19 protein-coding genes are annotated in these 24,042 nt (G+C 71.4%); 7 read left to right on the top strand and 12 right to left on the bottom strand.

The genetic code is table 11. From position 1 onward, the window contains the following. The first annotated feature begins 17 nt into the window (after positions 1–17). Positions 18–620: a Pr6Pr family membrane protein gene (locus ACWEVN_RS19070; protein WP_452052102.1), complete on the top strand. Its 603-nt coding sequence runs from the start codon at positions 18–20 to the stop codon at positions 618–620. Here the strand turns inward: ACWEVN_RS19070 and ACWEVN_RS19065 are convergent. After that, positions 617–1,819, bottom strand: a complete 1,203-nt coding sequence (locus ACWEVN_RS19065; RefSeq protein WP_452052101.1) for an NADH:flavin oxidoreductase/NADH oxidase family protein — start codon at positions 1,817–1,819, stop codon at positions 617–619. The genes ACWEVN_RS19070 and ACWEVN_RS19065 overlap by 4 nt on opposite strands. 97 nt (positions 1,820–1,916) lie before the next feature. On the opposite strand from ACWEVN_RS19065, the gene ACWEVN_RS19060 reads away from it, so the two are divergent. Next, entirely contained in the window at positions 1,917–2,540 is a 624-nt protein-coding gene (locus tag ACWEVN_RS19060) for an MBL fold metallo-hydrolase (RefSeq protein WP_452052100.1), read from the top strand. Here the strand turns inward: ACWEVN_RS19060 and ACWEVN_RS19055 are convergent. Both ACWEVN_RS19055 and ACWEVN_RS19050 read right to left on the bottom strand, forming a co-directional pair. Further along, on the bottom strand, positions 2,537–3,031 hold the full coding sequence (locus ACWEVN_RS19055; RefSeq protein WP_449684657.1) for a hypothetical protein: 495 nt from the start codon (positions 3,029–3,031) through the stop codon (positions 2,537–2,539). The two genes, ACWEVN_RS19060 and ACWEVN_RS19055, sit on opposite strands and share 4 nt — an antisense overlap. Then, complete coding sequence (locus ACWEVN_RS19050) at positions 3,025–3,492, bottom strand: DUF309 domain-containing protein (RefSeq protein ID WP_449684658.1); 468 nt, start codon at positions 3,490–3,492, stop codon at positions 3,025–3,027. Before ACWEVN_RS19050 ends, ACWEVN_RS19055 begins: the two co-directional genes overlap by 7 nt. A gap of 43 nt (positions 3,493–3,535) precedes the next feature. On the opposite strand from ACWEVN_RS19050, the gene guaB1 reads away from it, so the two are divergent. Then, positions 3,536–4,975: a GMP reductase gene (gene guaB1, locus ACWEVN_RS19045; protein ID WP_310973574.1), complete on the top strand. Its 1,440-nt coding sequence runs from the start codon at positions 3,536–3,538 to the stop codon at positions 4,973–4,975. Position 4,976: 1 nt separating this feature from the next. Here the strand turns inward: guaB1 and ACWEVN_RS19040 are convergent, their stop codons facing one another. The 3 genes from ACWEVN_RS19040 to ACWEVN_RS19030 form a co-directional block, all read right to left on the bottom strand. Beyond that, positions 4,977–8,048: an amidohydrolase family protein gene (locus ACWEVN_RS19040; protein ID WP_452052099.1), complete on the bottom strand. Its 3,072-nt coding sequence runs from the start codon at positions 8,046–8,048 to the stop codon at positions 4,977–4,979. Positions 8,049–8,207: 159 nt separating this feature from the next. Further along, on the bottom strand, positions 8,208–9,500 hold the full coding sequence (locus ACWEVN_RS19035) for a PhoH family protein (protein ID WP_003080241.1): 1,293 nt from the start codon (positions 9,498–9,500) through the stop codon (positions 8,208–8,210). Positions 9,501–9,949: 449 nt separating this feature from the next. Beyond that, complete coding sequence (locus tag ACWEVN_RS19030; RefSeq protein ID WP_310973577.1) at positions 9,950–10,726, bottom strand: isoprenyl transferase; 777 nt, start codon at positions 10,724–10,726, stop codon at positions 9,950–9,952. A 117-nt stretch (positions 10,727–10,843) separates the two neighbouring features. Between ACWEVN_RS19030 and trhA the strand changes: the two genes are divergently transcribed. Next, positions 10,844–11,485, top strand: a complete 642-nt coding sequence (trhA, locus tag ACWEVN_RS19025) for a PAQR family membrane homeostasis protein TrhA (RefSeq protein ID WP_452052112.1) — start codon at positions 10,844–10,846, stop codon at positions 11,483–11,485. Positions 11,486–11,618: 133 nt separating this feature from the next. Here trhA and ACWEVN_RS19020 read toward each other — a convergent pair whose 3' ends face one another. Together ACWEVN_RS19020 and ACWEVN_RS19015 are read right to left on the bottom strand one after the other, a co-directional pair. After that, complete coding sequence (locus ACWEVN_RS19020; protein ID WP_310973579.1) at positions 11,619–11,969, bottom strand: hypothetical protein; 351 nt, start codon at positions 11,967–11,969, stop codon at positions 11,619–11,621. A gap of 207 nt (positions 11,970–12,176) precedes the next feature. Continuing rightward, a complete protein-coding gene (locus tag ACWEVN_RS19015; RefSeq protein ID WP_452052098.1) occupies positions 12,177–12,650 on the bottom strand; it encodes a carboxymuconolactone decarboxylase family protein in 474 nt (157 codons plus the stop codon). 307 nt (positions 12,651–12,957) lie between these two features. Here ACWEVN_RS19015 and ACWEVN_RS19010 point away from each other — a divergent pair, with 307 nt between their 5' ends. After that, positions 12,958–13,734, top strand: a complete 777-nt coding sequence (locus tag ACWEVN_RS19010) for a DUF2382 domain-containing protein (protein WP_452052097.1) — start codon at positions 12,958–12,960, stop codon at positions 13,732–13,734. A 60-nt stretch (positions 13,735–13,794) separates the two neighbouring features. Here the strand turns inward: ACWEVN_RS19010 and ACWEVN_RS19005 are convergent, their stop codons facing one another. From ACWEVN_RS19005 to ACWEVN_RS18990, 4 genes are all read right to left on the bottom strand, one after another. Further along, entirely contained in the window at positions 13,795–15,684 is a 1,890-nt protein-coding gene (locus ACWEVN_RS19005; RefSeq protein ID WP_452052096.1) for an acyl-CoA dehydrogenase family protein, read from the bottom strand. A gap of 80 nt (positions 15,685–15,764) precedes the next feature. Further along, on the bottom strand, positions 15,765–17,138 hold the full coding sequence (locus tag ACWEVN_RS19000; protein ID WP_452052095.1) for a glycosyl hydrolase family 28 protein: 1,374 nt from the start codon (positions 17,136–17,138) through the stop codon (positions 15,765–15,767). A 303-nt stretch (positions 17,139–17,441) separates the two neighbouring features. Then, a complete protein-coding gene (locus ACWEVN_RS18995; RefSeq protein ID WP_364012456.1) occupies positions 17,442–17,999 on the bottom strand; it encodes a hypothetical protein in 558 nt (185 codons plus the stop codon). An 84-nt stretch (positions 18,000–18,083) separates the two neighbouring features. After that, positions 18,084–20,051: a thioredoxin domain-containing protein gene (locus tag ACWEVN_RS18990; RefSeq protein ID WP_452052094.1), complete on the bottom strand. Its 1,968-nt coding sequence runs from the start codon at positions 20,049–20,051 to the stop codon at positions 18,084–18,086. Positions 20,052–20,116: 65 nt separating this feature from the next. Here ACWEVN_RS18990 and ACWEVN_RS18985 point away from each other — a divergent pair, with 65 nt between their 5' ends. Both ACWEVN_RS18985 and ACWEVN_RS18980 read left to right on the top strand, forming a co-directional pair. Continuing rightward, complete coding sequence (locus ACWEVN_RS18985) at positions 20,117–21,484, top strand: 3' terminal RNA ribose 2'-O-methyltransferase Hen1 (RefSeq protein WP_452052093.1); 1,368 nt, start codon at positions 20,117–20,119, stop codon at positions 21,482–21,484. Next, complete coding sequence (locus ACWEVN_RS18980) at positions 21,481–23,973, top strand: polynucleotide kinase-phosphatase (protein WP_452052092.1); 2,493 nt, start codon at positions 21,481–21,483, stop codon at positions 23,971–23,973. The genes ACWEVN_RS18985 and ACWEVN_RS18980 overlap by 4 nt, the downstream gene beginning before the upstream one ends. Positions 23,974–24,042 lie beyond the last annotated feature (69 nt).

Below are 24,042 nucleotides of genomic sequence, written 5' to 3'. Positions count from 1 at the left end.
GGAGCTAAGCTCCGGCGATGCGCAGCGAGAAGCTCACCCGCGCCTGGTTCGCGGTCACCGCCGTGGTCGCCCTGGCCGGCCTGGTCACCCAGGTGGTCGCGACCGCCTCCGCCGACGGCCGCGTCGCGAACCTGCTCTGCTTCTTCACGATCGACTCGAACCTGCTGGTCCTGCTGACGTCGGCGCTCGTCGCGCTGGGCCGCGCCCGCGGGCGGCTGTTCACCGTCCTCTGGCTCGACGCACTGGCCGGCATCATCGTGACGGGGATCGTCTACCAGGTCGCCCTCGCCGGCCTGTACGACCTGCACGGGCTGTCGCTGGTCTCCGACACGATGCTGCACAAGGTGACTCCGCTGCTGTTCGTGCTCGGCTGGCTCCTGGTCGGCCCCCGCGGGGCCGTGACGTGGCGAACGGTCTGGTGGTCGCTGCTGTACCCCCTGGCGTGGCTCGCGTTCACGCTGCCGCGCGGGGCCATCGACGGCTTCTACCCGTACCCGTTCGTCGACGCGGCCACCCTCGGCTACGGCCAAGTCGCACTGAACTGCGTATTCATCGGCCTGTTCTTCACCGCCCTCGCCGCGGGCGCCTTCCTTTACGACCGCCGCCTGACGCCCGCCTAGCCCCGGACGCGACGGAACGCGTTGAGCCCATCCGTCAGCCCCGCCTGCACCAACGTCGGCACCGCGCCACGCCGGTCGACCGGCTTGCCCGCCGCGATCCGGTGCATCTGCCGAGTGTGCCACTGGATCTCCAGAAGGCTGTCCACCAGCCGGATGCCCGTCTTCGGGCAGAGCCGCTCGGCTCGGACGTCCGCGCCCTCCAGCAGCCGGGACGGCAAGCTCGGGTCGACGATCAGCGGGCGGCCGAGCCCGATCACGTCCACCTCGCCCGAACGCAGCGCCGCTTCCATGCCGTCCGGGGTCGCGAATCCGCCGGTGACCATCAGCGCGACGTCGGAGACCGCCCGCGCTTTCGCCGCGTAGTCCAGGAAATACGCCTCACGCGCCTGCGTGCTTGCGCCGCCCATCATGGCGGCCTTCTCGTACGTGCCGCCCGACACTTCCAGCAGGTCGATGCCGGCTTCGCCGAGTTCTCGCACGACCTCCAGGGACTCCTCCTCGGTGAAGCCGCCGCGCTGGAAGTCCGCGCTGTTGAGCTTGACCGACACCGGCACCGCGTCCCCGACCTCCGCGCGCACGCGCCGGACCAGCTCGAGCAGGAACCGGCGGCGGCGGACGGCGTCGCCGCCCCAGGCGTCGGTCCGCCGGTTCGTCAGCGGGGACAGGAACTGCGAGACCAGGTAGCCGTGGGCGCCGTGGATCTGCACGCCGGTGAAGCCCGCTTCGACGAACGTCCGCGCCGCGACGCCGAAGCGTTCGATGATCGCTTCGATCTCTTCGCCGGTCAGAGCCCGTGGGACGGCGAAGGCCGTACGGACGCCTCGGTTGCCGAAGGGCACCACGGACGGCGCGACCGGCTGCCGCGACAGGTACCGCGGGCTCTGCCGGCCGGGGTGGTTCAGCTGCACCCACAGCCGCGTGTCCGTGCCCTCGACCGCGCCGGCCCACGGCCGGTAGGCGGCCGGATCCGGGGTCGCGGCGACGTTGCGCGGCTCGCCGAGCGCGGCCGGGTCGACCATGACGTTCCCGCTGATCAGCGCGCCCGCGCCACCGCGGGCCCAGGTGCGGTACAGCTCGGCCAGCTCGCGGGTGGGCGCGTTGCGGCGGTCGCCGAGCTGCTCGCTCAGCGCCGACTTGACCAGGCGGTTGGGCAGCAGCGCGCCGCATCGGAGTTTCACCGGCTCGGCCAGGAGGGTCATCGCGCCGCCTCTCGAACTTACTCACAGTAAGATGACTCGACGGTAGCATACCGCCGGTATGTCATCTACCCGGCGAATGACCACTAGGGTCGGGCACATGACGGCGATCGTGCAGAACCTGGCGACCTCCGGCGTCTTCCAGCTCGACGGGGGCAGCTGGGACGTCGACAACAACGTCTGGCTCCTCGGCGACGACGCGGAAGTGATCGTGATCGACGCCGCGCACGACGCGAAGGCGATCGAAAACGTCGTGGGCGACCGGAAACTGGCCGCGATCGTCTGCACCCACGCGCACAACGACCACGTCAACGCCGCCCCGGAGCTCGCCGCCGCGACCGGTGCGCCGATCCTGCTGCACCCGGACGACCGGGTCGTCTGGGACCTCACCCACCCGGACCGCGCCCCGGACGGCGAGCTGGCCGACGGCCAGGTGCTCACCATCGCGGGCACGGACCTGCGGGTCATCCACACGCCGGGGCACGCGCCCGGCGCAGTCTGTCTCTACGCGGCGGAGCTGGGCGTCCTGTTCACCGGCGACACCCTGTTCCACGGCGGGCCGGGCGCCACCGGACGGTCCTATTCGGACTACCCGACCATCGTGCACTCCATCCGCGAGAAGCTCTTCACGCTCCCGGAGGCGACGAAGGTCCACACCGGACACGGCGAAGGCACGACGATCGGCGCCGAGAAAGCCGCTTCGGACGGCTGGGAACAGCCTTAGGACGTGTGCTTCCGGGCGACCAGGGCGAACGCTTCGATCGCCCGGTCCAGCTCGACCACGGCGTCCCGGACGGCCTTCGGCAGTACGACCCGGGTGAACTCGCCGCCGTCGTCCGGCTCGTGCCGCACGTGGTGCAGGTCCATGTCCTTCCGCCGCACCTCCCGGGCCGCCTCCACGAGCTCGTCCGGCCCGCTCATCACCAGGAGCCCGAGCAGGGACCGCATCTCCGCCCGCACGGTGTAGTACTCGTCCTCGTAGGCCGCGAGCCGCTCGGAGCTCGCGTCCAGCCGGTGGGTGACGTTGATGCTGACCAGGTGCTGCCGGGCCCGGGCCCCGGCCTCGATGAACCGGCCGCAGCGGTCGGCGCGGTCCTGCCGCAGCTTCGACCGCCGCGCCGCGTTCAGTTTCAGCGGCTCGACCAGCGCGCCCAGCGTGACGCCGACCAGCGAAGCGACCGCCGCGATGACCGCGGCACCGAGGGCGGTCAGCACGTCAGCCGCGGCGCGCTCGGCGACACCCGGACTCGCGACTTCGCTTCCTCCGCGAGGGCCAGCGCCCACTCCTGCAGCCCGGCCACGTCGATGCCGTGCGGCGGCTCGCCCCGGAACGGCTCGATGTTCGCCGCGCCGCGCTCCAGCAGCGACACCGCGCCGACGTTGTTGCCGCGTGCCGCGTGCGTCAGCCCGACGGCGAGCTGGGCCAGCCCTCGCCAGAGTTCGCGATCGGGCCCGTCCGTCGTCTTCCAGGCGTCTTCGAACACCTCGTGCGCGTGGAACGGCTTGCCGTCGTCCAGCAGCCGCTGCGCCTCCGCAAGCGTTTGCGCCGGGGTCCGTTCGATGCCTTCGGGCTGCCGCTCGACGCCGTCCGCGCCGTACGGCAGCGGCCGGCCGAGGCCGTCACGCGGCCGTGCGTTGCGTGCCCGTCCCTCGGCGTCCCGGTCGCGGCGGCTCATGCCCTCGATCCTGCCACGGGCCCGGCAGGTAGTCTGGTGACTCGTGCGTTTCCTCGACGGCCACCGGCCCGCCCACGACCTGACCTACGACGACGTGTTCCTGCTGCCGAATCGCTCGGACGTGGAGTCCCGCTTCGACGTCGACCTCGCCACCGCGGACGGTACCGGCGCCACCATCCCGATCGTGGTCGCCAACATGACCGCGGTCGCCGGCCGCCGGATGGCCGAGACCGTCGCTCGCCGCGGCGGCCTGGTCGTGCTGCCGCAGGACGTCGACAGCACCGCCGTCGCCGAGATCGTCGGCTGGGTGAAGAGCCGCCACACGGTGTGGGACACGCCGCTGGTGCTCACGGGCGGTGACGCGGTCGCCGACGCCCTCAATTTGGTCCACAAGCGCGCTCATGGCGCTGTCGTCGTCGTGGACGGCGAAGGCCGCCCGGTCGGCATCGTCGACGAAGCGGCTTGCGCGGGCGTGGACCGCTTCGCGCGGCTCGCCGACGTTGCGCAGCCGCCGACCGTGGCGGTCCCGCTCACCACGCCGGCGCGTGAGGTCTTCGAGCTGCTGAACAGCCACGGCGCCCACCTGGCGCTCGGCCTCGACGCCGACGGCCGGCTCGCGGGCGTCCTGACCGCCGTCGGCGCCCTGCGAGCGGAGATTTACACGCCGGCCGTCGACGACGCGGGCAAGCTGCGCGTCGCCGCCGCGGTCGGCGTCAACGGCGATGTCGCGGCGAAGGCGTCCGCCGTGCTGGAGGCCGGGGTAGACGTGCTGGTCGTCGACACCGCGCACGGGCACCAAGAGAAGATGATCGCCGCGCTGAAGGCCGTCCGGTCGGTGTCGCCGCAGGTCCCGGTGGTCGCCGGGAACGTGGTCACCGCCGAGGGCACGCGCGACCTGATCCAGGCCGGCGCCGACGTCGTCAAGGTCGGCGTCGGGCCGGGCGCGATGTGCACGACGCGGATGATGACCGGCGTGGGCCGACCGCAGTTCTCCGCCGTCGCCGACTGCGCGGCCGCCGCGCGCGAGCTGGGCAAGCACGTCTGGGCCGACGGCGGCGTGCGCCACCCGCGTGACGTCGCGCTGGCGCTGGCCGCGGGCGCGTCCGCGGCGATGGTCGGCTCGTGGTTCGCCGGCACCTACGAATCCCCCGGCGACCTGCGCTTCGACGAGCAGGGCCGGCCGTACAAGGAGTCGTTCGGCATGGCGTCGAAGCGCGCGGTCGGCGCGCGGACCCGGACGGACGGCTCGTTCGACCGGGCCCGGAAGGCGCTGTTCGAGGAGGGCATCTCGTCGTCACGGATGTCTCTCGACCCGCAGCGCCCGGGCGTCGAGGATCTCCTGGACTCGATCGGCTCCGGCGTGCGCTCGTCCTGCACCTACGCGGGCGCGCGCACGCTCGAGGAGTTCCACGAGCGTGCGCTGCTGGGCGTCCAGTCGGCGGCCGGCTTCGCCGAGGGCCGCCCGCTTCCTTCGGGCTGGTGAGTCAGCCCGCGCAGCACACGTGTTCCGACCACTCCGGAACGTGCCACCAGTGCTGTTTCGCCGCGGACGGGGCGGCGGGCGCCACCGCGGTGGCCGCCTGCCCGCCCGGCCGGTTCCGGTAGGGCGCCAGCAGCTCGCCGACCGTCCGCAGCACCCCGCCGACCAGCACGCTGCGGACGTTCGCGGCCGCCTTGACGTCCTGGAGCGGATTGCCGGACACGAGTGACAGATCGGCGTAGGCACCTCGCTTGAGCACCCCGATCCGGTCCTCGAGCCCCAGCCACCGCGCCGGGTTGCGGGTCGCGGTGGTGAGCGCCTCGTGCGGCGTGAACCCGAACGCGACCATGGCCCGCAGGTTCTGGTGGGTGGAGACGGCCACGTTGTCCAGCGGGGAGTCCGTGCCGGTGACCACGAACCCGCCCGCCCGGTGGATCCGCAGCACCATGTCGACGTTCCCGGCGAGGACTCGGCGGAGGTAGGCGTTCTCCGGGGTGCCCGCGGCGTCCGCCGCCGCCTTGAGCTGCTGGTACTCCCACGGCGGGAAGAGGACTTCGGTGCGCTCGTCGGTCACGAGGGACTTGTCGTCCGCGTACAACGCCCGCGAGGTGAACAACGTCGGCGTGAGCGACATCCCCGAGCGGACGAACAACGCGATCGCGTCCTGGTACGACCGGCCGATCCGGCTGACCGTGTGCGAGTACCCGAGCCGGTTGGTGGCGCCGGTGTGCTCCATCGCGTCCATGCCGATGTTCGCCGCCGGGTACAGGTAGTGCGACGACAGCGGGATGCCCGCCCGGTGCGCGGCCCGGACCACCGCCTGCTGGGAGGCCACGGGGAGCCGGACGTAGGTCTTGATCAGGTCGTACTCGAGTTCGACCGCGCGGGACAGCTCGAGGTTCAGCTGCCCGGGCGAGAGCGTCGGCCGCATGAAGTTGTAGTAGATCCGGGAGCCGTCGATGGCTTCCCCGGTGCCGAAGTACCTTGGCCCGACCCGGTTTCCGGATTCCAGGGCCTCGCGCGTCTCCAGCATCTGGTAGACCGGATCGCCCGGCGAGCGGGTCGTCGTGATGCCGTAGGACAACCACAGCCGGCCCTGCCGGTCACCCCACTGCCGGCCGCGCAGGTGCCAGTGGTTGTGGAGGTCAACGAGCCCGGGCATGGCAGTCAGGTCGTGCGCGTCGACCGTGCCGGGCGCGTCCCGATGCGGCCGGACGTCGGCGATCCGGCCGCCTTCGACGACGATGTCGACGTTCCGCTGCAACGTCCGGGCCACGCCGTCCCAGGCCGCGCCGACGTGAATGACGGTCCGCCGCGGCGGGCGCGGCCGGGCCCAGGTGAAGTCGAGCCGGATCGTGCGCGGCTCGCCGCCGCTGATCCTCTGGGCCTTGAGCTGCCCCTTCGACAGGTACACGAGCGTGTCGTTCCCTTGCCAGGCCAGGGAATCCGTGACGTCGTGGGTGACCTGCCGCGGCGCCCCGATCAGCCGTCCGGCGCCGTCGACCGGGGCGATCCAGGCGACGCTTTCGACCGTGAACGCCAGGTACCGGCCGTCGGGTGACCACAGTGGACCGTCGTCGCCGCGGGTGGCGAGCGAGCGGAACGGCATCGGCTCGGCGTAGCGGAGTTCGTTCGTCTTCAGGTCGACCGTGAGGATCTGGCTGGTGCCTTCGCGGTACCGCCGCGAGTACGGCTTCACCGCGGCCAGCGCGAGGACCGTCCCGTCGGGTGACCAGGTCGGCCGGCCCGGCATGAACAGCGGCGGCGTCACCTGCTGGGCCGTGTTCGTGGCCACGTCGTGGATCCAGGTGGCGCCGTCCTGGTCGGCGTAGGCCACCCGGCCCCCGTCCGGCGACCACCGCGGCGCGACCTGCGCGCCCGCCAGCTCGGTGAGGACGGTGTCCCGGCCGGTGCCGAGGTCCCGCACCCACAGGTCGGCGGTGCCGAGCCGGTCGCTCGTGTAGAGCAGCTTCGTCCCGTCCGGGTGGAAGTCCGGGTCGGAGTTGAAGTAGCCGTCGGCGATCAGCCGCTGGGGCCGGCCCCCGCTCGCCGCGACGACGTAGATCGCGTTGAGGGCCCGGAAGGCGATCCGCTTGCCGTCCTTCGACACCACCGGACCGGCGATGCCCCGGACCGGCTTCGGCGCGGCCGAGTCCAGGTCACGGACCCGCCTCCGGTAGTCGCGCGTGGCCGTGGAAACGCTTGCTTCGAACGGGATGTCCTTGACGGCGCCGGACTGTTCGCGGCGCCGGAGGTGCCCGTCGGCGGTGTAGAGCACGGTGGACCCGGACCAGTTCGCGGCGAAGCCGAAGACGTCCTCGCCCCGGGTCAGCTGCTCGTCGCCGAGCATGAGGTCCGCGTCGGCGCCGCGCAGCCGCAGGTAGCTGGGCCGGCCGCCGGGACCGAACGCGGGGCCGTAGACCTTGTCGGTGCCGGTCACGGTGACCAGGCGCGTGCGGGCGCCGGTGGCCAGGGTGACGACGTCGATGGCGACGTCGTTCACCGTGAAGACGAGCTGTGTGCCGTCGGCCGACCACCGCGGCGACGCCTCTTCGTCGGCCGTCGACACCACCGTGCTGATCGCCCCGGAAGCGACGTCCAGCAGGTGGATGCCGTAGCTGCCGTCGCGGTCGCTGCTGAAGGCGAGCTGGGTGCCGTCCGGCGAGAACACGGGCTCGCGGTGGTCGAACTGCCCGCTGGTGAGCTTGCGGGGCGAGCCGCCGGCGACATCGATGACGTACAGGTGGAAGTTGCCGTCGCGGTACGACTGGAACGCGATCCGGCGGCCGTCCGGCGCCCAGCTGGGGAGGGTGGCGTCCTGCAGGTCGTCGGTGAGCCGGCGGGCGCGGCCGCCGGCGGCGGGCACCACCCAGATCCCGGTGACCAGGTCGACCGCGATCCACCGGCCGTCCGGGGACAGCGCGGCGGACATGTTGGTGCCTTCCCGGAGCACCACGCCACCCGGCGCGACCTCGGGTTCGGCTTCGGCCACCGCCGTCCCGGCCACGGTCAGCGCGGCAGCGGCGGCACCACTTCGGACGAGAAGCTCACGACGAGAAAGGTTTTCCGGCCCCATCCGGTCCACTATGCCCAGCCCCGGATCGGCCGGATAGCGGCCGAGCGGGTTTTTCACCGGATGCCCGGCAAACGCGGGAACGTCTGCCGGGCCGGGGCACCGCGGTCGTGAGTGGTAAGGCGGGTTAGAACCCGCCTTACCACTCACGAGCCGCCTCGGTCAGCCGTGGTCCTCCAGCATCTCGGTGACCAGGGCGGCGATCGGCGACCGCTCCGAGCGCGTCAGCGTGACGTGCGCGAACAGCGGGTGGCCCTTGAGCTTCTCGATCACCGCGGAGACGCCGTCGTGCCGGCCCACGCGCAGGTTGTCACGCTGGGCGACGTCGTGCGTGAGCACCACCCGCGACGCCGTGCCGAGCCGCGAGAGCACCGTGAGCAGGACGTTGCGCTCCAGCGACTGCGCCTCGTCCACGATCACGAACGTGTCGTGCAGCGACCGGCCGCGGATGTGCGTCAGCGGGAGCACCTCGAGCATGCCGCGGTCGAAGACCTCGTCGAGGACGTCCTGGCTGACCAGCGCGCCCAGGGTGTCGAACACCGCCTGCGCCCACGGCTGCATCTTCTCGCTCTCGGACCCGGGCAGGTAGCCGAGGTCCTGGCCGCCGACCGCGTAGACCGGCCGGAACACCACGACCTTGCGGTGCTGGCGGCGTTCCATGACGGCTTCCAGGCCGGCGCAGAGGGCGAGCGCCGACTTGCCGGTGCCGGCCCGGCCGCCCAGCGACACGATCCCGACGTCGGAGTCGAGCAGCAGGTCGAGCGCGACGCGCTGCTCGGCGCTGCGGCCGTGCAGGCCGAACGCCTCGCGGTCGCCCCGGACCAGCCGGATGCGCTTGTCCGCCGTGATCCGCCCGAGCGCGCTGGAGCTGCCCGCGAGCAGCCGCAGCCCGGTGTGGCAGGGCAGCTCGGCGAGCTCGTCCATGCCCCACTCGACCGGGTCGACGGTGCTGCCGCCGAACAGCGCGTCCAGCACTTCCTGCTGGACGTCGACGTCCGCCATGCCGGTCCAGCCCGACGGCGTCACTTCCTGCGCGCGGTACTCGTCCGCCTCGAGGCCGACGGCCCCGGCCTTGACCCGCAGCGGGATGTCCTTCGTCACCAGCGTGACCGCCTGGTTCTCGGCCGCGAGGTTGAGCGCGCAGGCGAGGATGCGGTGGTCGTTGGAGTCGGTCCGGAACCCGGACGGGAGCACCGACGGGTCCGAGTGGTTCAGCTCCACCTGCAGCGTGCCGCCGTGGTCCCCGATGGGGAGCGGCGCGTCGAGCCTGCCGTACTGCCGGCGCAGGTCGTCGAGCATGCGCAGGGATTCCCGGGCGAACCAGCCGAGCTCCGGGTGGTGGCGCTTCGCCTCCAGTTCACTGATGACGACCAGCGGAAGCACGACGGCATGCTCGGCGAAGCGGGTGACCGCCCACGGGTCCGAAAGGAGGACCGACGTGTCGAGCACGTACATGTGCTGCTGGGATACGGGCGCTTTCTCCGGGCCGGAAACGGCACCGGTCGAAGAGTGGCCAGAGGCCTTGCGGGGCAAACGCTGCGCAGTCACGACGGCATCTCCCTCGAGGGCGTGTGCACCTCACGCCCGCACTCGCTGGGCCGGGCACCTCCCTGGCTGGACCACTCCTCCTGACCGGAGTCAGGTGGCGCGGCCACGAGGGCCGGGTGCCGGCCCCCTCGAGCGTCTCGTGGGCGGCTGAGCCGCCCCCTCGATCACCGCCACGACCAGGGCCTCCCGCGAGGACCCGCACGGAACGCGTGCCCTCACCTCGGAAGGTACCCACGAATCCGGCGGCGCGCAGGGAGCCAACACGGTGATTCGCCAGATCGTCACCTCACCGTCGGTCGCCCGAAATCAACTCACGGTGGCTTCCGACCGGTGTGACCAGCGGTTTTGCGAGCTGTCTAGGAGCCGAACCGGCGGTGCCGCCAGGCGTAGTCACGCATCGCGCGAAGGAAGTCGACGCGCCGGAAGGCCGGCCAGTACGCCTCGGTGAACCAGAACTCCGAGTGCGCGGACTGCCACAGCAGGAAGCCGGAAAGCCGTTGCTCGCCCGAGGTGCGGATGATCAGGTCCGGGTCCGGCTGACCGGAGGTGTAGAGGTGCTCGGAGATGTGGTCGACGTCGAGGATCTTCGCCAGCTCGTGAATGGACGTTCCCTCGTCGGCGTGCTGCAGCAGCAGCTTGCGCACGGCGTCGGCGATTTCCTGCCGCCCGCCGTAGCCGACCGCGATGTTGACCTCCATCCCGGACCGCCCTTCGGTGCGGGCGGCGGCTTCGCTCAGCCGCTTGGCGACCTCGGCGGGAAGCAGGTCGAGGGCACCGACGATCCGCAGCCGCCACTGCGTTCCCGGCCCGGCGAGCTCGTCGGTGACGTCGGTGATGATCTTCAGCAGCGGCGTGAGCTCGTCCGGGTCTCGGTTGAGGTTGTCGGTGGACAGCAGCCACATGGTGACGACCTCGACGTCGGCCTCCTGGCACCAGCTCAGGAAGTCGGCGATCTTCTTGGCCCCGGCGCGGTGCCCGTCCGAAACGTCCGTGAAGCCCGCTTCCCGGGCCCACCGGCGGTTGCCGTCGAGCATGATGGCGATGTGCCGGGGATGCCGCCCGGCGGCCTGCTGGATGAGGCGCCTGCCGTAGGCGCTGTACACGACGTCGGACAAGAACGAGCGAACACTCACGTCGAGTCAGCCTACGCACCCCGGTGTGAGGCGTGTGACTTGAGCACTGCTGGAGAACCTACGCTGCCGTAACCTCTAAGGGTGAGCCTGACGACGGAACCACCACCCGAGCCCGTAGTGGACCTCCGCCCCCGGCTGCGCGGGCACATCCACTTCTGGACGTTCTTCGGCGCCCTGGCCGCGGCGGCGACGCTGATCAGCCTGGCGGCGTCCACTGTGTCCCCGGTCGCCGCCCTGGCGACTTCGGTGTACGGCCTGACGGTGCTCGGCCTGTTCGGCGTGAGCGCGTTGTACCACCGCCGGTTCTGGAGCCCGCGCGCGTACAAGTGGATGAAGCGCGCCGATCATTCGATGATCTTCTTGTTCATCGCCGGCACGTACACGCCGTTCACGTTGCTGGCCATGTCGAAGCCGACCGGGTACGTGATCTTGTCGATCGTGTGGGGTGGAGCGATCGCCGGGGTGGCGTTGAAGATGCTGTGGCCGCACGCGCCGCGGTGGCTGGGTGTGCCGATCTACATCGCACTCGGGTGGGTCGCGGTTTTCGTCTTCCCCGAGCTGGCTTCGCATGCCGGGGTTGCCGCGTTGGTGCTGCTTTGCGTGGGTGGGTTGTTCTACACGCTGGGTGCGGTGTTTTATGCGGTGAAGTGGCCCAATCACTGGCCGGATACTTTCGGGTATCACGAGTATTTCCACGCCTGCACGGTGCTGGCCGCGGTGTCGCACTACATCGCGATCTGGCTGGCCATGTACGCCTGAGTCACATTCGAAAAGAAGCGCGGTCTTTCACCCGGCGAGGGTGAAAGGCCGCGCTTCTTTTTCTAGCGGTGAAGATCGGCCTCGGATGGTTGATGCACACTCAACCAGCCAGCCTGGGCCGTTCCTTTTTCGTTCAGCCCGCGGAGTTGCCGTTGCAGGCGACGTACGACGGGTTGTGGTCGACCGTCAGCAGCTCGACCGGGCCGTTCCACTGCCAGGGCAGCAGGCAGGCGTTGTTCAGGATGCTGATCCCACCGTGACCGCCGCCGGTGGAGTTGTTGTTGCACGCTGCGTACGAAGGCGCGTGGCCCGCGTGCAGCACCTCGAAGGGACCGTTCCACTGCCACGGAGCCGCGCAGAGGTTGTCGCCGATGCTGATGCCACCGCCACCCGGGTGGTGACCCTCACCGGCGGAAGCCGGCGCGGCCACAGCAAGCATGGCGCCACCGATGATCGCGGCTGCGAAGAGCGTCTTTTTCATCATGGTAAAATCATCGGGCGATCTGCCGCAGTCCTTTATCGACATCACCCGATGGTTTGGACAACATCACCCGTCCCGGCACTCAAACACCTTACGCCGAGCGGGGTCCACCAGGCTGTGCCACGGTTGGGGGTTCCACCGCCGTGAAGTCGTCACCATCGAAGCTGGTTCCGCGCCGCACGGCCGGTGGAGTGCCCTCTTCGGACAGTCTCAGCCGAACATCCCCGGCTGGTACTCGCCCGCCGGATTGCGCGCGATCACGTTGAGGCGGTTCCACGCGTTGATCGTCGCCACCAGGGCGATCAGCGCGCCGATCTGCTCGTCGTCGAAGTGCTTGCGCACCGCGGCCCACGTCTCGTCGCTGACGCCGGTGTGCGTGTCGGCCAGGCGGGTGCCCTCCTCCGCCAGCGCCAGGGCCGCGCGCTCCGCTTCGGTGAACACCACCGCTTCGCGCCACGCCGCCACCATCGCCAGGCGGACCGCCGTCTCGCCGGCCGCCGCCGCGTCCTTCGTGTGCATGTCGAGGCACATCCCGCAGCCGTTGATCTGGCTCGCGCGGATCTTCACCAGCTCCTGGGTCGCGTGCGGCAGCGAGGACTCCTCGACCGGGCGGGACGCCGCGATCAGGCGCTTGACGAACTTGCCGGTGATCTCGTTCTCGAACAGGTTGATCCGGGCTTCCATGGCCGTTCCCCTTCCATCGTCTGCTTCACCCCCTTGACGACCCGGGCGACGCGGTTGTGACAACACCGCGGGTGACCCCGGTCACGCCGGATCGAGTTCCACACCTTTGCGTCCGCGGCGCGGGCGGGCGGTCACGCCGGCGGCACGCCCTCGACCTGCGGGCGACCCTGGTCCTGGCCCGCGGGAGGCGGTTCAAACGATCACGTTCAGGGGTCACCCACGGGAACACCACGACGGTTGCCGGGCTCGCCGGCGCGGCCGACGGTGGGCTCCACCAGAACCGACGCGTGGAAGGAGCACGACCGCGATGGCCAGCACCCTGCAGCCCGAGGAACTCATCGACAGCGCCGTGGTCGACCCGGACGGCAACAAGCTCGGGAAGGTCGGCAACGTTTACCTCGCCGACGCAACGCACCAGCCCGAGTGGATCACCGTCAAGACCGGCCTGTTCGGCACCAAGGAAAGCTTCGTGCCGCTCTCCGGCGCGCACACGGACAAGGACGGCGTCCACGTCCGGGTCGACAAGGACAGCGTGTCCGACGCGCCCCGCATCGACGCCGACGGGCACCTCTCGCCCGAGGAGAGCACGCAGCTCTACCAGCACTACGGCCTGCCGGTGCCGCGCATGTCGCCGGACGGGCGGATGGACCAGCCGGGCCGGACGGACCGGTCGGGCCGGATGGGCCGTGGCCAGGACGCGATGGACGGCAAGCGCGACGACCGGGCCATGACGCGCTCCGAGGAACGGCTCGACATCGGCACCGAGCAGGTCGAGACCGGGCACGTGCGGCTGCGCAAGTACGTCGTCACCGAGGAGCAGCAGGTCACCGTGCCGGTGCGGCACGAAGAGGTGCGCATCGAGCGCGAGCCGGTCACCCGCGGCGACGGCACCGCGGAGATCGGCGAGGCCGAGCAGGACGTCGTCCTGCACGCGGAGAAACCGGTGGTGCGCAAGGAAACCGTGCCGGTCGAGCGGGCGCGCCTGCGGAAGGAGACGGTCAGCGACGAGCAGACCGTGTCCGGCAAGGTCCGCAAGGAGCAGTTCGAGATCACCGACGACGACCGCAAGCACCGGCGGTCCTGAGGGCTCCCGGGCGGGTGGCCGGGCCCCGATACCGGCCACCCGCCTGGGTCACCACCGCGATCAGGACGTCAGCATCGGTGCCGCGAGGAACTGCTCCGGGATCGCGAACGCGTCCACCAGCGTGCGCGCGTGCGGGCGCAGCTCCGCGCACAGCCGGTTCACCGCCGACGTGACCGCCTTCGCGCGCGACGCGGTCAAACGGCCGTGGCCCAGGAACCACGCCAGGTCCTCTTCGATCGCCGACAGCGCGTACAGGTCGCAGACGCGCTCCAGCAGCGCACGCGCTTCGGGATCCTCGCAGCGCTCGATGCCGGCCACGAACGCCTCCAGCACCAGGCGCTCGACGTGGACGCGGCCCGCGCGCAGCACGTGGTCCTGCGCCGCGTTGAACACGCCGAACGGGTCGGAAGCCGCCTTGCGCAGGCGCTTCGCCACCCCTTCGACGACGTGCTCCTCGCGGTCTTCGAACAGCTTCAGCTGCCACTCGCGGCGGAAGAACACGTCCGAGTCGGACCCCTCGGTGAGCGACTCGAGCGCCTTGCGCACCGAGGTGCGCTCCAGGATCGTGTTGACCACCTGGTCGGTGAAGAACCGGGCCGTCGCCAGCGGCGAGAGGTCCTCGAAATCCTGCTTGTAGCTGGTCAGCAGGCCCTTCGCGACCAGCTGCAGCAGCACCGTGTTGTCGCCTTCGAACGTCGTGAAGACGTCGGTGTCGGCCTTCAGGCCGGGGAGGATGTTCTCCGCCAGGTAGCCCGCGCCGCCGCAGGCCTCGCGCGCGGCCTGGATGGTCGCCGTCGCGTGCCACGTGTTGAGGGCCTTCAGCCCGGCCGCCCGCGACTCCAACTCGCGCTGCTCCTCCTCCGGCGCCGACGGGTCGATGTCGTGCAGCTTCGAGACCAGCTCCTCCTGGGCGAAGTTCAGCGCGTACGTCTTCGCCAGCGCCGGCAGCAGTTTCCGCTGGTGCCCGAGGTAGTCGAGGATGACGACCTCGTCGCCGTCCGGCTTCCTGAACTGGTGCCGGTGCTCGCCGTAGCGGATGGCCAGGGCCAGCGCGCGTTTGGTCGCGCTGCCCGCGCTGCCGCCGACGCTCACCCGGCCGCGGATCAGCGTGCCCAGCATCGTGAAGAACCGGCGGCTGTCGCTTTCGATCGGGCTCGAGTACGTCCCGTCCTCGGCGACGTCACCGAAGCGGTTCAACAGGGCCTCGCGCGGGACGCGGACGTGGTCGAAACCCAGCCGTCCGTTGTCGACGCCGTTGAGCCCCGCCTTCGGCCCGCAGTCCTCGATGGACACCCCGGGCACCGGCTTGCCGTCGTCGTCGCGGATCGGGACGAGGAACGCGTGCACGCCGCGCGACTCGCCGCCGGTGATCAGCTGCGCGAAGACCACCGCGAGGCGACCGTCGCGGGCCGCGTTGCCGATGTATTCCTTGCGGGCCATGGCATCCGGCGTGTCGATGACGAACCCGCCGTCGGTGAAGGTCGCCGTGGTGCGCAGGTGCTGGACGTCGGACCCGTGGCCGTGCTCGGTCATCGCGAAGCAGCCCAGGACGTCGAGGTCCATGATCGCGCGCAGGTACCGCTCGTGGTGGCGCTCGGTGCCGAGCAGCTGGACGGCGCCGCCGAACAGGCCCCACTGGACGCCGGCCTTCACCATCAGCGACAGGTCGCCGTAGCCGAGCAGCTCGAACGACGTCACCGAGCCGCCGACGTCGCCACCGCCGCCGTAGGCCGGGTCGAAGCCCAGGCCGGGCCGGTCGGTCGCGGCGAGCGCACGCAGCTGGTCGAGCACCTGGGCGCGGTGCGCCTCGATGCCGAGGTCGACCGGGTCCCGGAACTCGGCGCCGGCCATCTGCGCCCGCACCCCGCGGCGCAGCTCGGCCCAGCGACCGTCGAGGACGGCGGTCAGTGCGTCCGGGTCCACCTTCGAGGGCACTTCGGGGACGTCCACGGCTACCTCCGGAAAGGACGAACGGCAGGCTTCCTACTCGTTGGTAGTAAGCCTGCCGCAGCGCCGCCGATCCCGCAGGTTCAGATCGGCTTGCCGTTCACCGTCACTTTCGTGAAGCGGGCTTCGTCCACGTACTTCAGCGTGTTCGACGTGTCGGCGACGCCCTTAAACGTGGAGTTCGCCACGGAGAACCCGTGCACGTGGGCGTTCGAAAGCCCGCTAACGTCGAAGGTCTTGCCCGCGATCTTCGTGCTCGAGCAGTTGCTGATCGTGAACGGCCCGAACGACGGGACGGTGCTGCCGGTCTGGCTGTTGTAGGTGGACGTCACGAACACGAAGTTCCGCGCGAAGGTGCCGGAAACGCTGTCGAGGTTGATGTTCTCGGAAAATCCGCCACGCAGCGTGTTGGACTTCACGTACAGCGCGAATTTCGTGTCACCCTGCACGGTGAGCCGGTAGGCGTAGACGTTGCGGATCCCGCCGGTCTGCTCGCTGCCGCAGGTGATCGCACCCCAGTTGCCGTTCATCACGCAGTTCACCACGACCAGGTTCTGGCACGGGACGTTCACCCGGCGCCCGTCGGCGTCGCGGCCGGACTTGATGGCGATGTTGTCGTCGTGCGCGCCGAGGGTGCAGTTGGCGATGACGACGTGGTCGCACGATTCCGGGTCGCAGCCGTCGGTGTTGCTGTGCGCGGTGCTGGGGTCGGTGCTGACGCCGTCGACCGTGACGTTGCGGCACAGCGTCGGGTGCAGGTGCCAGAACATCGAGTTCTTCAGGGAGATGCCCTGGATCAGCACGTTCTCGCAGGCGTACGGCTCGACGAACGCCGAGCGCATGGTGTGGCCGGAGCCGGGCACCACCCGCTTCTCCGGCGGGGTTCCCTTGGCCACCAGCGATTCCAGGTACGCGCGATCGCTGCCCTTGTTCCACGACGACGTCGCCGCCGCGTCGAGCGTGCCGCTGCCGGTGAGGCCGATGTTCTTTTCCCCGTAGGCGTAGACCATCGGAGAGCGGTTGACGCATTCGATGCCTTCGTAGCGCGTCAGGACATTCGGGAACTTCGCGGCGTCGCCGCTGAACTTGAGGACCGCGCCCTTTTCCAGGTGCAGGTCGACGTTGCTCTTGAGCCGGATGGCGCCGGTGAGGAAGCTGCCGCCGGACGGCACGATCACGTGCCCGCCGCCGGCCGCGGCGCAGGCGTCGATCGCCTTCGCGATGGCCGCGGTGTTGTCGGTTTTGCCGTCGTTCTTCGCGCCGTGACCGGTGATCGGGAAACTGCGGTCGGGGAACACGGGAACCGTCGTGTTCGCGACGATGTCGTTCGCCGCGGGCCACGGGAGCGTCGGAACGTCGATGCGGGGCGCCGCCGAAGCGACGGCCGGGAGCAGCGGCACCGCCGCCACCGCGAGCCCGCCCTTGATCAGCTGCCGCCGGGTGAACCTGCCGTCCATGGACACGTCCTTCACGAGGAAGACCTGGTGCGACGGCGGAACCGCGGCACGGACCGCGGGCACGACGAACTCTAGGCGCGGAAGCCGGTTCAGGTCCAGGCCTGCGCGATCGCCGAGGGTGGCCGATCCGTCCCGGGCACGAGGCAACCGGAACCGCACCTGGGGCGTGGTCCGTACGACGGCAGCGAGCAGAGGCGGCGGGACCGCGGGGTGTCACCGAGGGGGCGACACCGCGCGGCTCCGCCTCGCCCCAGCGGCGGGGTGCCGAGGGGGCGGCACCGCGCGGCCCGAGCCGCTCTCGCGTCAGCCCAGGTCCGGGCCCTTCGAGCGCAGGTCGTCCACCTTCGTCATCGCCTCGCGCAGCTCGCCGAGCCAGCTGTCCGCGTGCTGGCCCACCAGGCGCACCGCCCACGCCAGGGCGTCCGACCTCGACCGGGCCACGCCCGCGTCCACCAGGGTGTCCAGGACCAGGCGCTCCGGCTGGCGCAGCCTCGTCATCACCGGGGCCGAGTGCGTCGTGAACAGCGCCGTCGTCCCACCCAGCCGCGCGCCCCACGCCACCTTGCGCTGGTAGCGGTGCTCCGCTTGGCGGGCGATCTCGATGCGCTCGTCGCGCGTCTCCTCCCGGTACCGGCTGATCCGGCCCTCCTCGGCCGCCGCGCGGGCCGCGTCGTCCGCGTGCTCCTCCGTCAGGGCCGGGAGCTCGCCGACCACGATGATCTCTTCGCGGTCGACCGTGACCTCCGGTGCGCCCGTGAACCAGCCGTCGGGCAGGCGGCCCCCGAACCAGGCCGCCGCGTCGTCCGCCGGCGGGACCTCCGCCTGCTGCCAACCTCGTCCGCCGCGCCATCCGCGTCCCATGTCGTACCTCCGGATTACATGATTACATCGCTACCGAAGTTACGCCGAAACCCCGGACACAGACACCGCGTTCACCCAGGGCGATCAGAGCTGGGCGGTCAGCTCCTCGACCGAACTCACCGGCCGGTCGCAGACGTACCCCCGGCAGACGTACGCCGCCGGGGCGCCGGCCACCAGCGGCCGGTCGGCCAGCAGCGGCACGCCCGGCGCGTCCGGCTCGCCCGCCAGCACGATGCCGCCGCCGTGCACGCCCCGGGCCGCCGCCAGCCGCAACGCCGGGTCGGCCCCGACCACCGCGACCTGCACCGGGCCGGCCTGCAGCGCCTCCGCCACCGACAGCCAGTGCCCGGCGAACCGCGGCACCCGCCCGGCCAGCACCCCGGCCCGCCGCAGCGCCTGCTCGGCCGCCTCCCGGTACCGCGCCGCGCTGTCGTACCCCGCCAGCGCGGACGCCGTCAGCAACGCGCCGGCCAGCGCCGACGCCCCCGACGGGCTCGCGTTGTCGCCCGGGTCGGCCGGGCGCTGGACCAGCGTCTCGGCGTCGTCGGCCGTGTCGAAGTAGGCCCCCGGGACGTCCGGGGACGCGAAATGCGCCAGCGCCAGGTCGAGCAGCCGGGTCGCTTCGGCCAGCCACTTCGCGTCGCCGGTCGCCTGGTGCAGCGCCAGGAACCCGTCGGCGACGCAGGCGTAGTCCTCCAGCACCCCGGCGGATTCGCCGACGACGCCGTCGCGCGAAGACCGCCGCAGCCGTCCGTCGACGACGTGCACCCGCAGCAGCAACTCGGCCGCGGACGTGGCCCATTCGATCCACTGTGGGCGATCCAGGGCCACCCCCGCCTCGGCCAGCGCGGTGATCGCCAGGCCGTTCCAGGACGCGATCACCTTGTCGTCCCGACCCGGTTGCGGCCGCTTCGCGCGCGCCTCCAGGAGCTTGCGGCGCAGCGGCTCGGGCAACTCCCCGAACAGGCGCAACGTCGACGCGCCCTCCTCGAAGGTGCCTTCGGGCGTGGCGCCGAACAGCTCGGCGGCGGAGTCGTCACCGACCACCTCACGCAGCTGCTCCGGCGTCCAGACGTACGTCAGGCCTTCGACGCCTTCGGTGTCCGCGTCCAGCGAAGACGCGAAGCCGCCTTCGGGCGTCCGCAAGCTTTCGAAGAGGAACTCCGCCGTTCCGTCGGAGACCCGCAACGCCGTGGCCGAGTCCGTGCGCCGCCAGAGGTGCGCGTAGAACCGCAGGAGCAATGCGTTGTCGTACAACATCTTCTCGAAGTGCGGCACGATCCACTCGGCGTCGACGGAGTAGCGCGCGAAGCCGCCGGCCAGCTGGTCGTACAGCCCACCGCGGGCCATCGCCTCGGCGGTCGAGTCCACAAGGGACAGCGCCACCGCGGAACCCGTGCGCTCGTGGTGCCGCAGCAGGAACTCCAGGACCATCGACGGCGGGAACTTCGGCGCACGGCCGAACCCGCCGTTGACGCGGTCCGCCTCCTGCTCCAGCTTCCCGACCGCGCCGGCGAGCACCGCTTCGTCCACAACGGACTCCTTGAGCGGCCCGGTCTGCTCGGCGAGGTGGGCGACGATCTGCTTGGCGCCGTCGAGGAGCTCGTCCGGCCGCTCCTGCCACGCCTCGGTGACGGCGGCGAGCAGCTGCCGGAACGACGGCATCCCCGGCCGCGGCGACGGCGGGTAGTAGGTGCCGCAGTGGAACGGTTCGCCGTCCGGGGTCAGGAAGCAGGTCATCGGCCAGCCGCCCTGGCCGGTCATCGCCTGGGTGGCGGCCATGTACACCGCGTCGATGTCGGGCCGCTCCTCGCGGTCGACCTTGATGTTGACGAAGTTGCCGTTCATCAGGGCCGCGGTCCCGGCGTCCTCGAACGACTCGTGCGCCATGACGTGGCACCAGTGGCAGGCGGCGTACCCGACCGAAAGCAGGATGGGCACGTTCCGCCGCTTCGCCTCGGCGAGCGCTTCGGGCCCCCACGGCCACCAGTCGACCGGGTTCTCCGCGTGCTGGAGCAGGTACGGGCTGGTCGCGTGCGCGAGGCGGTTCATGTGTCCAGGGTGGCACCCGGGAAAACCGGGCGCGCGGTCACCGGCCGCTCCGCCACACTGTGCCCGTGTTGCTGACCATCACGACGACCCGGAACCCGGCCACCGACCTGGGCTTTCTCCTGCACAAGCACCCGGAGAAAGCGCAGTCGGTCGCGCTGTCCGCCGGTGCCGCGCACGTCTTCTACCCGGAGGCGGCGGCGGACCGCTGCACCGCCGCGCTGTTCGTCGAAATCGACCCCGTCGGGCTCGTCCGCGGCGGCGGGACGACGCTGACCCAGTACGTCAACGACCGGCCGTACGCCGGGGGCTCGTACCTCGCGGTCGCGCTGCGGGCCGCGTTCACCACGGCGCTCGCGGGCCGGTGCGCGGCCCGGCCGGAGCTGGTCGACGAGCCCTTCGACCTGGAGGTCCACCTGCCGTCGCTGTCCGCTCGCGGTGGTCCCGAGGTCGTGCACAAGCTGTTCGAGCCGCTCGGCTGGCGCGTTTCGGCGACGCCGATCCCACTCGACGCGCAGTTCCCGCACTGGGGCGACAGCCGCTATGTCGACTTGCGGCTCACCGGCACCCAGCGCGTCGCCGACGCGCTGCGCCACCTGTACGTGCTGCTGCCGGCGCTCGACGGCGACAAGCACTACTGGGTGGGCCAGGACGAGGCCGACAAGCTGCTGCGCGCCGGCGAAGGCTGGCTCGCCGGGCACCCCGAGCGGACGCTGATCACGAACCGCTACCTCGAGCGGCGCCGCCCGGTCGTCGCGTACGCGCTTTCGCGGCTGGCCGAGGCGGACGACGTCCCGGCGGAGGCCGAAGCGCTGGTCACGGAGATCCCGGACAAGCCGGAGAGCCTCGCGTCGCAGCGCCACGGCAGCGTGCTCGCCGCGTTGCGGGCCGCCGGTGCCCGGCGCGTCCTGGACCTCGGGTGCGGCTCCGGCGCGCTGCTGCGTGTCCTGGAGAAGGAGCGGTCGTTCACCGACATCGTCGGCGTCGACGTGTCCAGCAGCGCGCTGGACATCGCGCAGAAGCGGCTGAAGGAGAGCTCCCGCGTCACGCTGCGGCAGTCCGCGCTGACCTACGCCGACCCGGCGCTGGCCGGGTTCGACGCCGCCGTGCTCATGGAGGTCGTCGAGCACGTCGACGCCGACCGGCTGCCGGCGCTGGAACACGCGGTGTTCGGGGTCGCGGCGCCGCGCACGGTGCTCGTCACGACGCCCAACGCGGAGTACAACCGGCTGTTCGAGTTCCTGCCGATGGGGCATTTCCGGCACGCCGATCACCGGTTCGAATGGACGCGAGCCGAGTTCCGCGCCTGGGCGGACGGCGTCGCGACCCGGCGCGGCTACGACGTCCGGTACGTACCGATCGGACCGGAGGACCAGGAATCGGGACCGCCGACCCAGATGGCGGTCTTCACCACCCAAAAGGAGGTGGCCGCGTGAAGCTGACCGTCCCCGACATGGCGCTCGTCGTGCTCGTCGGCGCTTCCGGCTCCGGCAAGTCGACGTTCGCGCGCACGCACTTCGCGCCGACGCAGGTGCTCTCCAGCGATTTCTTCCGCGGGCTCGTCGCCGACGACGAGAACGACCAGTCGGCCAGCGCCGACGCCTTCGACGCGCTGCACTACGTCGCGGCGAAGCGGCTCGCGGCCGGGCGGACGACCGTCATCGACGCGACGAACGTCCAGCGCGCTTCGCGGGCGAGCCTGGTGAAGCTCGCGAAGGAGCACGACGTGCTGCCGACGGCGATCGTGCTCGACCTGCCGGTGGCCGTCTGCGCCGCGCGCAACGCGTCGCGCACCGACCGCGACTTCGGCGACCACGTGATCCGGCGGCAGCGCGGTGAGCTGCAGCGGTCGCTGAAGTCGCTGGAGCGCGAGGGTTTCCGGCGCGTGCACGTGCTGCGCAGCGAAGCCGAGGTGGCCGAAGCCGAGATCGTCGTCGAGCCGCTGCGCAACGACAAGCGCGAGCTGACCGGGCCGTTCGACGTGATCGGCGACGTCCACGGCTGTGCGGCCGAGCTCGAGGAGCTGCTGGCCGAGCTGGGATACGCCGAGGGCGTGCACCCCGACGGCCGGACCGCGGTGTTCGTCGGCGACCTCGTCGACCGCGGCCCGGACACCCCGGGCGTGCTACGGCGCGTGATGGCGATGGCGGCCTCCGGGAACGCGCTGGTCGTGTGCGGGAACCACGAGCAGAAGCTGGTGCGCGCGTTGCACGGGCGGAAGGTCAACGCGGCGCACGGGCTCGCCGAGTCGCTGGAGCAGCTCGGCGCGGAGAGCGAGGAGTTCCGCCGCGGTGTCCACGAGTTCTGCGACGGGCTGATCGCGCACTACGTCCTCGACGGCGGGAAGCTCGTCGTCGCGCACGCCGGGCTGCCCGAGCGCTACCACGGGCGCGCGTCCGGGCGGGTGCGCAGCATGGCGCTCTACGGCGACACGACCGGCGAGACCGACGAGTACGGCCTGCCGGTGCGGCTGCCGTGGGCCCGCGACTACCGCGGCTCCGCGATGGTCCTCTACGGGCACACGCCGACGCTGGAGCCGGAGTGGGTCAACAACACCATGTGCCTCGACACCGGTGCCGTGTTCGGCGGGAAGCTGACCGCGCTGCGCTACCCGGAGCGCGAAGTCGTCTCGGTGAAGGCCCACCGGGTCTGGTACGAGCCTTCGCGACCGCTGGACACCGCGCGGCCGCTCGCCGGGCGCGAGCCGGCGGTGCTGGAGCTGGGTGACGTCACCGGGAAGCGGATCGTGCAGACCGCGCACCACGGCCGGGTCGGCGTCTCGGCGGAGCAGTCGGCGGCGGCCCTGGAGGTGATGAGCCGGTTCGCGGTCGACCCGCGGTGGCTGGCCTACCTGCCGCCGACGATGGCGCCGTGTTCGACGTCGTCGCGCGGCGGCTACCTCGAGCACCCGGAGGAGGCGTTCGCCGAGTACCGGGCGGCCGGGGTCGAAGCCGTGCTGTGCGAGGAGAAGCACATGGGCTCGCGGGCCGTCGTGCTGGTCTGCCGGGACGACGAGGTGGCGTACCGCCGCTTCGGCATCCGCGGCGGCGGCGCGGTGTACACGCGGACCGGGCGCCCGTTCTTCTCGGCTACGCAGAACGCCGAGCTGCTGGCCGACGTGCGCACGGCGGCGGCCGGGCTGTTCGAGGAGCTGGACTCGGGCTGGCTGCTGCTCGACGCCGAGCTGCTGCCGTGGAGCGCGAAGGCCGGTTCGCTGATCGCCGATCAGTACGCGTCGGTGGGCGCGGCCGCCCAGGCGGTGCTGCCGTCGGCGGTCTCGGCGCTGGCGACGGCGGCCGCACGCGGCATCGACGTCGGCGACCTCCTGGCGCGGACGGTGTCGCGTTCCTCCACAGTGGACTCCTACCGGACGGCGTACCGGCGCTACTGCTGGCCGACGTCGGGCCTGGACGGGGTGCGGCTGGCGCCGTTCCAGCTGCTGGCGTCCGAGGGGACGGCCTACCACGACCGGCCGCATTCGTGGCACCTCGCGCAGCTGGACCGGTTGGCGGGCCCGCGGTTCCAGCGCACCCGGACGCTCGAGGTGGACCTGCTGGACGACGCCTCGATCGCCCGCGGCGTCTCGTGGTGGGAGGAGCTGACGGCGGCCGGCGGCGAGGGCATGGTCGTCAAACCGGCGGCGAACCTGACCCACGGCACGCGCGGCCTGGTCCAGCCGGGGGTGAAGGTGCGCGGGCGCGAGTACCTGCGAATCATCTACGGCCCGGACTACACGCTCCCGGAGAACCTGGAGAGGCTGCGCAAGCGCGGGCTCAACCGCAAGCGCATGCTGGCGCTGCGCGAGTACGCGCTGGGCCTGGAGGCCTTGGAGCGAGTCGCGCGGAGCGAGCCGCTGTGGCGGGTGCACGAGTGCGTGTTCGCGGTCCTGGCGCTGGAGTCGGACCCGGTGGACCCGCGGCTCTAACGCCCCAATGTGGCGTTCGGTGCGCTCAACGCACCCAATGTGGCGTTCGGTGCGTCCAACGCACCCAAC

The sequence above is a fragment of the Amycolatopsis sp. NPDC003861 genome (assembly GCF_053605405.1).
The sequence above is the reverse complement of the archived record's forward strand: the minus strand, read 5'-3'. Positions and strand labels throughout refer to the sequence as shown.

Coding starts and splice junctions, on each gene's coding strand:
- ACWEVN_RS19070 (WP_452052102.1), top strand. CDS start 18: ATGCGCAGCGAGAAGCTCACCCGCGCCTGGTTCGCGGTCACCGCCGTG.
- ACWEVN_RS19060 (WP_452052100.1), top strand. CDS start 1,917: ATGACGGCGATCGTGCAGAACCTGGCGACCTCCGGCGTCTTCCAGCTC.
- ACWEVN_RS19010 (WP_452052097.1), top strand. CDS start 12,958: ATGGCCAGCACCCTGCAGCCCGAGGAACTCATCGACAGCGCCGTGGTC.
- ACWEVN_RS19020 (WP_310973579.1), bottom strand. CDS start 11,969: ATGATGAAAAAGACGCTCTTCGCAGCCGCGATCATCGGTGGCGCCATG.
- ACWEVN_RS19040 (WP_452052099.1), bottom strand. CDS start 8,048: ATGGGGCCGGAAAACCTTTCTCGTCGTGAGCTTCTCGTCCGAAGTGGT.
- ACWEVN_RS19000 (WP_452052095.1), bottom strand. CDS start 17,138: ATGGACGGCAGGTTCACCCGGCGGCAGCTGATCAAGGGCGGGCTCGCG.
- ACWEVN_RS19035 (WP_003080241.1), bottom strand. CDS start 9,500: ATGTACGTGCTCGACACGTCGGTCCTCCTTTCGGACCCGTGGGCGGTC.
- ACWEVN_RS18995 (WP_364012456.1), bottom strand. CDS start 17,999: ATGGGACGCGGATGGCGCGGCGGACGAGGTTGGCAGCAGGCGGAGGTC.
- ACWEVN_RS18990 (WP_452052094.1), bottom strand. CDS start 20,051: ATGAACCGCCTCGCGCACGCGACCAGCCCGTACCTGCTCCAGCACGCG.
- ACWEVN_RS19065 (WP_452052101.1), bottom strand. CDS start 1,819: ATGACCCTCCTGGCCGAGCCGGTGAAACTCCGATGCGGCGCGCTGCTG.
- ACWEVN_RS19015 (WP_452052098.1), bottom strand. CDS start 12,650: ATGGAAGCCCGGATCAACCTGTTCGAGAACGAGATCACCGGCAAGTTC.
- ACWEVN_RS19050 (WP_449684658.1), bottom strand. CDS start 3,492: ATGAGCCGCCGCGACCGGGACGCCGAGGGACGGGCACGCAACGCACGG.